This is a genomic window from Stenotrophomonas sp. HMWF003 (genome assembly GCF_003061285.1).
Taxonomy (GTDB): Bacteria; Pseudomonadota; Gammaproteobacteria; order Xanthomonadales; family Xanthomonadaceae; genus Stenotrophomonas; species Stenotrophomonas maltophilia_AP.
In genome coordinates this window covers 1-455 of record NZ_QAIW01000410.1, presented here as the reverse complement: position 1 = coordinate 455, position 455 = coordinate 1, and the positions used below count along the sequence as shown (strand labels likewise).

General features: G+C 69.7%; 2 pseudogenes. Both read left to right on the top strand.

The features are described from left to right. Nucleotides 1-260: pseudogene (locus DBR34_RS23785) on the top strand (GTPase); the annotation flags it as partial. After that, nucleotides 253-455 (top strand): annotated as a pseudogene (locus DBR34_RS17510) (roadblock/LC7 domain-containing protein); the annotation flags it as partial. The pseudogenes DBR34_RS23785 and DBR34_RS17510, both read left to right, overlap by 8 nt.

Sequence of the window (455 nt, the reverse complement as noted above, 5' to 3'; positions counted from 1 at the left end):
CCACCGCCGCTGACGAACTCGCCGCCTACCTGGCGGTGCTGCACCAGCATGCCGCGCAGGTGCCGGCGGTGATCGGCGTGTCGCGGCTGGACCTGGCCCCGCAGTTCGATCTGGAGGCCTGCGCCGTACACACCGGCCAGCAGGGCCGTTGGCTGCCGGTGGTGCCGGTGGATGCACGTGATCGCGAACAGGGACTGTGCCTGATGGACGTATTGATGAGCGAAATGGAAGCCGGTGCCCTGGTGGCCGCGCATGGCTGATGGACACGATGCACGCCGCCTGGACCCGGCGTTGCGCGAGCGACTGGGCAGCCACCTGCAGGACTTTGCCGATGACATCAACGGGGTACGCAGCGTGGTGCTGACCAGCGCGATGCTGGCGCTGGCCGCCGCGGTGGGCCGCGAGCTGGCGCTGGGGGAGCTGGAAGTGCTGATGCTGGAGGCGGGCGAGGGCAA